Here is a 9,662-nt window from a genome sequence, read left to right on the forward strand (position 1 = left end):
TATACAAGTACCCTTAACCAGCACATTATAGCAAGAGAAGGTGATAAATATCGGTATTCATCGATAACTTACATTGATTTTCTTCACATTAATCAACATTATAAATATACAAATGGATATAAATATGCCAAATGTAGCCGTTTTAACAAATGATTTGCAGTATGAATTTACATATAAAATAACCCGTTCACCCCAAGAATTAGAACAAAAACTCGTTAGATTTAATCACTTCCTTGACGGAATAAGAAACCTACATCAGACCGTAATACATTTGCAGCTTATTAATGATCCCAACGATCCCGCTGTACAACGCCGCTATAAAAATCGCGAAGCCGGTATTCCCGCCCTCGCAGGTCGCCCTGAAAACCAAATAATCAGCAGTATTTACCATCCTTCCGACCTTATTGTTGTCAAAGGTAGGGATAGCGGTTTCTTCAACAATAATCTCGACGAAACACTGCAAAAACTAAACGTAAAAACGGTAATCGTGACGGGTTTGCAAACGCATGTCTGTGTTCAAACCACTGCCGCTGATGCTTTTTTCCGCGGATACAATGTCTGGGTTCCTGATGATTGTGTTTTTGCCCCTTCAACGGACGACACCAATCGTGCTCTGGAATGGCTCTCCAGCTACTGCGCGACCATTGCCTCCTCAACTGAAATTCTGTCGCTGTTAGCAAAACATGATGATCTTCCTGAACGTGACGAAAGGAAAACCGCATGAAGAGCCAATTAGCGCCAACGGCATTATCCGCAGAAACGGTTGTCCTGGACCATGGAACAGGAGCCCGACTTAGTCGCGAACTGGTTGAGAAAATCGCTGAGATTCTGGGTGAGACCTATCTGGGCATGATGGAAGATAGCGCCATCCTTGAGATCCCCTCCCAGAAGATAGCATTTACCACTGACTCTTTTGTTGTCACTCCCCTCATCTTTGGGAATGGTGATATTGGTAAAATTGCTGTTTGCGGTACCGTGAACGATCTTGCTGTGAGCGGCGCACGCCCACTGTATCTGACACTTAGTCTTATTATTGAAGCGGGTATGTTGATATCCGAACTGCTCACCATTATTGAGTCAGTACGCGATACCGCCATTGCCGCAGGCGTCAAAATTGTTGCCGGAGATACCAAAGTTGTCGGCAAGGGCGAGGCCGATCGGTTGTTTATCAATACTGCTGGTGTTGGTGTTATCGAAAAAACGCCTGTTTCAATTAAAAACGTTCGTCCTGGACAGAAAATAATACTCAGTGGCGATATCGGGAATCACTCAATTCATCTGTTATCAATACGCGAAGGTCTTGGGTTTGAACGAAATATTCTCAGCGACTGCGCGCCGCTGAACCACATGATTCGCCAGCTCCTCAACGCCGTTCCCGTCGAAAAAATAGCATCAATGCGGGACGTAACTCGCGGCGGACTCTCTGCAGTGCTTCATGAACATGCCCGCGCCGCAAATCATGAGATTCGTTGCGTTCGACAATCCTTACCCATCCAACCTGAAACAGCGATGGCTGCCGATATGCTCGGTGTCGACGTCATTAATTTGGCCAACGAAGGATGCCTCTGTTTATTTGTCGAATCCGACATTGCAGAAACAGTCGTCAAACTATTGCAGGCTCATCCTCTCGGTCAAAAGGCAGCAATTATTGGAGAAGTACTTACCACACCTGGAGCGCAAGTCCGCATGCTCGAACCGGATGGAAAGGTATCTACAATAGAGGAGCTCTATGGTGCAGAACTTCCAAGACTCTGCTGAGCAATGCGGCGCTTGGGAAACCCGGCGTTATCGCATTTGCGGTATTGTACAAGGGGTGGGATTTCGCCCTTTTGTACATCGACTGGCTCGAACCTTCGAAGCCACAGGTTGGGTGCTCAATGACTCAGAAGGTGTGTTACTTGAATTACAGGCCACATCTGGAAATATAACCCAGTTCATTAATGAACTGGTAGCAACCCCTCCTCCGATGGCCCGCATCATTAGCATTGAGGAAGTGCAGCGGGAACAGACCGATCACCGTTACGAAGAGTTCAGTATCCGTAAGAGTCTTCAATACGCGAGAATGGATACTATTATTCCGCCAGATTCTAATGTCTGTTGTGATTGCCTTAACGAAATGTTGGACCCCTGGAACTCACGTTTTCGATACGCTTTTATTAATTGCACAAATTGCGGGCCTCGATATTCAATTATCCAGGCGATGCCTTACGATCGTTCACAAACGACTATGCGTACCTTCACGATGTGTTCAGCCTGTAAACATGAATATGAAGACATTGAAAGCCGCCGCTACCATGCGCAACCTAATGCTTGCCCGGAATGCGGACCTAAACTGGAACTGAGATCTCATAATGGGTCGATAATAGCCACAAAAGATATTGTCAGCTACGCAATCGCAAGGTTACGTGAAGGGGCTATCGTGGCAGTCAAAAGCCTTGGTGGTTTTCATCTGGTTGTGGATGCGAATAATGAGAATGCCATTCAACAATTGAGAATGCGCAAACGCAGAGATGCCAAGCCGTTTGCCATTATGGTAGCAGATGTCGAAAACGCTGAACGCATTGCCACTATTAATTCCCATGAAAAAGCCCTTCTGGAAAGCGTAGAACGCCCTATTGTATTGCTGCATAAGCGCCCACATGCTCTTCCAGATATCATCGCGCCGCACAACCCCAATATTGGTATCATGCTTCCATCAACCCCCCTTCAGTATTTGCTGCTGGAAGATGCAACAATGCCAGCACTGGTCATGACCAGTGGTAATACTTCAGGCCATCCCATCGTATTTGATAATGCAAGCGCAATTGCTCAGTTAAGCGCCATTGCGGATTATTTTATTCTGAACGATCGTGATATTCATACACGTGTCGATGATTCCGTGGTCCGTGTTATGACACGTCATGACGGCAGAGATTCCCACCTGTCATACCTTCGTCGCTCGCGAGGTTACGCCCCCTACCCCATCTATCTTTCCTCTGCTATCGATCCGATCATTGCACTTGGCGCTGAACTCAAAACAACCGTCAGCATATCCAGAGATAATAAGGTATTTATGAGTCAGCACATTGGCGATCTCAAAAATGATCTGACCTTTAAATCGCACCTTGCGTGTATTAAACATCTGCAAACGCTTCTCGATATTGAACCAACTATTGTGGCCTGCGATCTCCATCCGGCATTTCGCTCAACGCGCAGCGCACTGGAACAATCACAATTGCGGGTCATCCAGGTGCAGCATCACCATGCTCATATGGCATCGTGCATGGCGGAAAATGGGCTCAGCGGTCAAACTATTGGGGTAATTTTCGATGGCACGGGCTACGGTACGGATGGCACAATCTGGGGTGGCGAATTCCTTATTGGGGACACAAAGAGTGTTGAACGCGCAGCGCATCTTCGCCACATCGCCTTACCCGGAGGCGACAGTGCAGTTCAAGAACCTATAAGGGTGGCAATTTCGTTATTAACGGAAATTTACGCTGAACATGTCCCCAATCTGCCTATTCCTGTACTGGATACTTTATCGGTTGAGCAGCTCAATGTATTCACCAAAATGGCAGTACGAAGGATCAATTCTCCCGTCACCAGTAGCATAGGCAGGCTATTCGATGGCATCTCTGCGTTAATGGGGGTATGTACACATATTGAGTATGAAGCGCAGGCAGCCATTGAATTAGAAGCACTATTGCAGCACGACCTTCATATGGCAAAACCCTTTGGCTTCGCTCTCGTGGAATACGATAATCATGTCGAAGTGGATTATCGCCCGATGATACAAGATTTGGTTTCGGCATTGACCTCCTTGCCCCTCAACTTGCCTGAATTAAGCCGCCGCTTTCACTCAACTCTCGTAGAGATTATTACCGTAGTCTGTTGTCAACTGTCTACCCACGCAAAAACCCAGCAAGTTGTATTGAGCGGGGGTGTTTTTTGTAATGAATTCCTGCTGATCAATACCCTGGACAGATTACAAGCGGCTGGGCTTAACGCTTATTGCCATCAACGTGTACCTACGAATGATGGGGGTATTTCTTTGGGGCAAATCGTTGTTGCATCCAGTCTAAGCCAAACACGAAATATGAATAATAAGGAAATGGAATATGTATAATCTTACCCACAAACCTGCTGCCGTATTATTTGATATGGACGGCGTGCTTATTGATTCAAATGAAGTTATAGAAAAAGCCTGGCGCGAAGCAGCTAAAATGTATGGCAAGACAATATCCGATAAAGATATTGTTAAACATATTCACGGACAGCCAGGACCACATACTATCCAGGCGCTTTTCAGTGACCTGCCGCTTATTGACCAGCAAAAAGTTCAGGCTCATATTATTCATGTTGAAAATACTGCCGACTACAATTCTATCCCCGGCGTTGCCCAACTTATCACCTCGCTGGATGCAGCAGGAATTACGGTAGGCATTGTCACCAGCGGCTGGAGAGAGAAAATCGATCGTGTAACGGCTATGCTCCAGGTCCAGTCCTGCATTTCCGTTATTGTTGAACGTGATGACGTAGTCCGGGGAAAGCCCTTCCCGGACCCGTATCTTCTCGCCGCTGAACGTCTTGGCCTGCCCGCTGAGAACACAATCGTGTTTGAAGACTCTAAAAGTGGCGTCACATCAGCCGTTGCCGCAGGCGCTTTTTGCGTTGGAATCGGTGGTGTTGAGTTGACAACGTGCGGCGCTAAGCTTGCTATTCCTGACTTTACCAGGGTTGAAGTGATGCCAAGACTGGACGGAGATACCGCGATTTCATTTTGTCCGGGCCATGTTTTGGTCATCGGGAAGAAATCTCCATCTTCGGCTGTATTGAAAGGATGAACACATGAACACAGCGCTAAAGGGACGCTGGGCGATTGCAACACTGTTCTGTATCAATGGATTCGTGACAGGCGGTTGGGCGGTGCAAATTGCCCAGCTTGTTTCACGTTTCCACATCACGGATAAAGTGATAGGCCATTTGATTCTCATCTTCGGGCTTGGCGCATTATTCATGATGCCGCTGTCAGGTATGGCAATGGAAAAATATGGTTCACGGCGTATCGTGCGTATTTTTTCCATTGCTGCATCAATGGCCCTCATTCCTCTCGGCGTAGCCTCCAATCTTTTCCTACTCACACCCGCATTATTTTTTCTTGGGGCCATGATCGGGGCGATGAATGTTGCGATGAACTCGAATGCGGTGGCAGTAGAAAAGGCCTTATCTCGTGCTGTACTCTCTTCATGTCACTGTTTCTGGAGCATTGGTCTTTTCATTTCTGGTCTGATTGGTGGATATCTGGTTAAACAATTTGGTTTTCTTGTACATGTATATTTAATTAGTGTTATGTCCTTAGTGATAACATCATCAGTATATCCATACATAATTAAAGACAGCGAAAATAAAATAGAGCGAACAATTAGTAAGAAACACCCGCCTCGCTCATGCACCATTTATTTAATTGGTGTTATAGCACTGCTCGCAATGATCCCTGAATGTGCGGTCGTTGACTGGTCGTCAAGCTACTTACTGAAGAACCTCAATGCAACAACTGCAACGGCGAGTCTGGCATTTGCGTGCTTCGCAGGGACTATGGCCATTTTTCGCTTTACAGGGGATGCCATCCGTAATCGCTTCGGTGCAGTAATTGTTCTGCGCTTATCCAGCCTGCTAGCAGCGACTGGCCTTCTTGCGGCTGCAATGGCCAACCACCCCTGGCAGGCTATTGTCGCTTTCACGATTACCGGGATAGGTATCGCCAACCTGGTCCCTGTCGCATTTTCTGCTGCTGGAAACCAACCCAAAATATCCACCAACACGGGGATGAGTATCGTAACAACAATCGGATACCTTGGCACACTTTTGGCACCAGCACCTGTGGGTTATATCGCTGAAATGACAAGTTTTCCTGTTGTGTACACAGGAATGGCGGTCATGCTGGTGATGATTTTTGCATTTGCGCCCGTCGTTCGGGAAAGTCAATTACCCGCGCAATATCCGGATTAACTGTGAAAAAAGTCAGTTTCAGACATTCGCACAAGGTGCGATGAAGGAGGGAATCAAAAGCATGAAAACAAAAAGCCCGCTTAAGTTTCCTTAAGCGGGCTTCTTAAATTTGGCTCCTCTGACTGGACTCGAACCAGTGACATACGGATTAACAGTCCGCCGTTCTACCGACTGAACTACAGAGGAATCGTGTGAACGGGGCGAATATTAGCGATGCCCGTCCACGTTGTCAAAGCCTGAATGGATAAATACGATCGTTTGCCGAATTTTTCCTCATTTCGGCGTTTATTCAGACGCAATGGGTTGTTTTATACACTTTTCTCGCTTCGATCGTGGATATTTCCATAACCATCGCCCAGTGACCATGCGCCAGTAAAACAGCGCAGCGCGTACTGCCCAGTCGAAGAACATCCCCATCCAGACGCCGACAACACCCCAACCTAAGACGATTCCGAGGGTGTAACCTGCCACCACACGACAGCCCCACATTCCCAGCATGGAAACCCACATCGCAAAACGGGCATCACGTGCCCCTTTAAACCCGGACGGAAGAACCCAGGATGCAGCCCATATCGGCATAAACGCCGCGTTGAGCCAAATCAGAATGACTATGACCTCTTTTACATCCTGATCGTGGGTATAGAACGAGGCCATTAATCCGGCAAAGGGCGCGGTTAGCCAAGCAATGGCGGTCAAACCAATCGTGGAAAGCCAGAATACGTGCCGCAACTGAATTTCTGCCTGGGCAATTTGTCCATTTCCCAGACGCCGACCGGTAATAATAGTGGAGGCAGATCCCAGAGCGTTACCAGGCAGATTAATCAGCGCCGCAATAGAGAAAGCGATGAAGTTACCTGCAATAACACTGGTCCCCATCCCGGAGACGAACATCTGCGTAAGCAGCTTACCGCCGTTAAACAGTACCGATTCGATACTCGCAGGAATGCCGATTCCCATCACCTCCCAGATAATTGGGAAATTCAACGGCTTAAAATAACTCTTCAGGGGAATACGCAGCGCAGGGTTAAAACCAATCATCAATACCCAGATAATGGCGACGGCACCGATATAACGAGAAATAGTCAGCCCCAGCCCAGCGCCTTCAAACCCCAGTCCTTGCCAGGAAAAAATGCCGTAGATAAGAATGCTACTGATGATGATGTTCAGTATGTTCATACCGCCGTTAATCAGCAGCGGTATCTTGGTGTTTCCGGCACCGCGTAGCGCTCCACTGCCAATCAATGCAATGGCTGCCGCAGGATAACTGAGCACCGTCAGTTCCAGATACGTTAGCGCCAACGCTTTGACCTCAGGTGTCGCTTCTCCGGCAACGACATTAATAATCTGTTCACCAAAATAGTGAATGACTGCGGCCAGCACGACGGCAAAAATTGTCATAATCACCAGCGACTGTCTGGCCGCTGCTCGGGCTCGGCGACGGTCACGCTTCCCCAGACTAAAGGCTACTACTACCGTGGTACCCAGATCGATAGCGGCAAAAAATGCCATGATGACCATATTGAAACTGTCAGCGAGACCAACACCTGCCATAGCTTCTTTGCCCAGCCAGCTAACCAGGAAGGTACTCAGTACCCCCATTAAGAGTACACAGGTATTTTCCAGAAAAATGGGCACGGCAAGCGGGGTGATTTCGCGCCAGAAAAGAACTTTATAGCTCTTGCGTTTGGCGTACCAGGGCGTGCGGGAAACGACCTGGTGTAAGGCAGCGGAGACGTTCAAAGTGGACCTTAATGAAGAAAGTTGAAACCTCATTTCAAATGATGAGGGAGAATCAAAAAAGCTGCAAAGTTTTTTCCATATAAAATGTCTGTAAATGCAACAAAGTGCCGAGAGAAACACCAATTGATACGTATTGGGGGAAATGGGATTTGACAAAAAATTTTTCGCCGCTAAGATAAGCCTCCACACCGATTCCTCTGTAGTTCAGTCGGTAGAACGGCGGACTGTTAATCCGTATGTCACTGGTTCGAGTCCAGTCAGAGGAGCCAAATTTAAGAAGCCCGCTTAAGGAAACTTAAGTGGGCTTTTTGTTTTCAGACTTACTTACGAATACTTATATGGCCAGATTTCAATAAGTTAGTGTGACAAACTTTCCCGACTCCCATGGTTTATAGCTGCCTGCCAATCCAGGTGGGTTCACTCCTTCGGTATCTCAAATATCGCTCAATCAAAAAGAATCCAGAATTGCGTTAGACGAGTATCCGTATCCATCTGGCCGCAGACAGTGCAACGCACGAGATTATCTGTGTTGATATGTCGCTCAGGCGTGCGACGGCGCGATGAAAACCCGCAGGTACTGCAAAATCGTCACGGGTCATAGCGTTACGGTTACAGCATAATTCCCTTCTGAAACCCGGTAGTCGTTTTGCTATTGGATTACGCCCTCTCCCGCTAGCCCCATTATGCATTCCACTAATAAATAGAATTATCAACACCAATAACACATAGCTATCATTATTCATAAATCGATCGACAAAAGCTATTAATTACATTCCGTGTGATATTCATCACAAAATGGGAGCACTCAACGTTTATTATTTACTACATAGCAAAAGCAATAGTTCTGTTACGAAAAAATAATCTCATCATGCGGTAATTTTTTACTTATACAACCTTTGGAGGTAATTGTTTTGCCATGGAAAGACCCATCATCAAATGCATTTTTTAGTTGGATTTACATAATATTATTCGGCGCGTGGGGAGGCCTTGTTAGATATCTCCTTGACGTAAAGTCTGGCCAATCGGGAAGGAGTTTATTTTCGGCATTAACACAAATAGTTGTTTCAGGATTTACCGGCGTACTTTCTGGATTGATGTCACAAAGTCTTGGAACCGTATTTCATACTTCGCTTGCAGTCAGCGGTATATCAGGTGCAATGGGTGTTGTTGCCCTTAATTATTACTGGAAAAAAATATCTGGAGATAATGATGATAAATCATGAATTTAGTAAAACTACTGAAAATAATCTTAAAGACGTACATAAGGACCTTTCTGCTGTGATGAGGAAGGCATTGAAATTATCACCTATTGATTTCGGTATTTCAGAAGGGTTAAGAAACCAAAAACGGCAGCTTGAGCTATTGGCATCAGGAAAATCATTAATATCAAAAAGCAGGCATTTAACGGGGCACGCCGTCGATGTATTCGCCGTTATCAATGGTACAGCATCATGGGAGTTTAAACATTATCAGACCATTGCAACGGCTGTGTTTCAGGCAGCCAAGGAGTTGGATGTTGATGTCGAATGGGGTGGAAATTGGACTGAGATAAAGGATGGCGTTCATTTCCAACTCTCACGAAAGATGTACCCTGAATAGTATCTAGTATATTTAGCAGATCTATTCTCGTAGAGAATACGCTACACCAGCATTTGCAGGATGATTAACCACATCCCTGTTTACTCAGCGTAGTTTATAAGAGGAGGAGCATTAATACAAATCTGTTTTTAATTATCACAGTACTAATTTATATGTTCGCTATTTCTATTGGCGACAACGTATGATCCTGACCAAAAAACGTATCTATATCTCATTGAATGAACCAAAAGGAATACAATCATGACAATTACTTATGTTAAAACTGAACTTGCACCGGCCGATAATCAGCTTGCTGCATATATTTATTTTACTTCAGATACGCCTGTAAGCTA

At 46.0% G+C, this 9,662-nt stretch carries 9 protein-coding genes and 2 tRNA genes; 8 read left to right on the forward strand and 3 right to left on the reverse strand.

Features of this window, described 5'->3' with window-relative positions; translation table 11 throughout:
- Nucleotides 1-124: 124 nt before the first annotated feature.
- From IMQ48_RS19790 to IMQ48_RS19810, 5 genes are read left to right on the forward strand one after another with little or no spacing between them, the layout of a single operon-like run.
- The gene (locus IMQ48_RS19790) at nucleotides 125-724 is read left to right on the forward strand and encodes a cysteine hydrolase (protein WP_196210343.1); all 600 of its coding nucleotides are present in this window, start codon (nucleotides 125-127) and stop codon (nucleotides 722-724) included.
- Nucleotides 721-1,758, forward strand: a complete 1,038-nt coding sequence (gene hypE, locus IMQ48_RS19795; RefSeq protein WP_196210344.1) for a hydrogenase expression/formation protein HypE — start codon at nucleotides 721-723, stop codon at nucleotides 1,756-1,758. The genes IMQ48_RS19790 and hypE overlap by 4 nt, the downstream gene beginning before the upstream one ends.
- Complete coding sequence (gene hypF / locus IMQ48_RS19800) at nucleotides 1,730-4,108, forward strand: carbamoyltransferase HypF (protein WP_196210345.1); 2,379 nt, start codon at nucleotides 1,730-1,732, stop codon at nucleotides 4,106-4,108. The genes hypE and hypF overlap by 29 nt, the downstream gene beginning before the upstream one ends.
- Nucleotides 4,101-4,826, forward strand: a complete 726-nt coding sequence (locus IMQ48_RS19805; protein ID WP_196210346.1) for an HAD family phosphatase — start codon at nucleotides 4,101-4,103, stop codon at nucleotides 4,824-4,826. The genes hypF and IMQ48_RS19805 overlap by 8 nt, the downstream gene beginning before the upstream one ends.
- Before the next feature lie 4 nt (nucleotides 4,827-4,830).
- Nucleotides 4,831-5,991: an MFS transporter gene (locus IMQ48_RS19810; RefSeq protein WP_196210347.1), complete on the forward strand. Its 1,161-nt coding sequence runs from the start codon at nucleotides 4,831-4,833 to the stop codon at nucleotides 5,989-5,991.
- 110 nt (nucleotides 5,992-6,101) lie between these two features.
- Here the strand turns inward: IMQ48_RS19810 and IMQ48_RS19815 are convergent.
- The 3 genes from IMQ48_RS19815 to IMQ48_RS23240 all read right to left on the reverse strand — a co-directional run bounded on the left by IMQ48_RS19815 (nucleotide 6,102) and on the right by IMQ48_RS23240 (nucleotide 7,918).
- Nucleotides 6,102-6,177, reverse strand: a tRNA-Asn gene (locus tag IMQ48_RS19815).
- Between the two features lie 99 nt (nucleotides 6,178-6,276).
- Nucleotides 6,277-7,764 carry an EmmdR/YeeO family multidrug/toxin efflux MATE transporter gene (locus IMQ48_RS19820; protein WP_230326488.1) on the reverse strand — a complete coding sequence of 496 codons (1,488 nt, stop codon included), beginning with the start codon at nucleotides 7,762-7,764 and terminating at the stop codon, nucleotides 6,277-6,279.
- Nucleotides 7,765-7,783: 19 nt separating this feature from the next.
- Nucleotides 7,784-7,918, reverse strand: coding sequence for a DUF5951 family protein (locus IMQ48_RS23240; RefSeq protein WP_370551869.1), 135 nt, complete (start codon nucleotides 7,916-7,918; stop codon nucleotides 7,784-7,786).
- A 6-nt stretch (nucleotides 7,919-7,924) separates the two neighbouring features.
- On the opposite strand from IMQ48_RS23240, the gene IMQ48_RS19825 reads away from it, so the two are divergent.
- The 3 genes from IMQ48_RS19825 (at nucleotide 7,925) to IMQ48_RS19835 (ending at nucleotide 9,330) form a co-directional block, all read left to right on the forward strand.
- Nucleotides 7,925-8,000 (forward strand) — tRNA-Asn (locus tag IMQ48_RS19825).
- A gap of 642 nt (nucleotides 8,001-8,642) precedes the next feature.
- Nucleotides 8,643-8,954 (forward strand): phage holin family protein, encoded by a 312-nt coding sequence (locus IMQ48_RS19830; protein ID WP_370551870.1) that lies wholly within the window; start codon nucleotides 8,643-8,645, stop codon nucleotides 8,952-8,954.
- The gene (locus tag IMQ48_RS19835; protein ID WP_196210352.1) at nucleotides 8,941-9,330 is read left to right on the forward strand and encodes a M15 family metallopeptidase; all 390 of its coding nucleotides are present in this window, start codon (nucleotides 8,941-8,943) and stop codon (nucleotides 9,328-9,330) included. Before IMQ48_RS19830 ends, IMQ48_RS19835 begins: the two co-directional genes overlap by 14 nt.
- The last annotated feature ends 332 nt before the right edge of the window (nucleotides 9,331-9,662 follow it).

It is taken from the genome of Citrobacter sp. Res13-Sevr-PEB04-36 (assembly GCF_015672735.1).
Lineage (GTDB): Bacteria > Pseudomonadota > Gammaproteobacteria > Enterobacterales > Enterobacteriaceae > Citrobacter.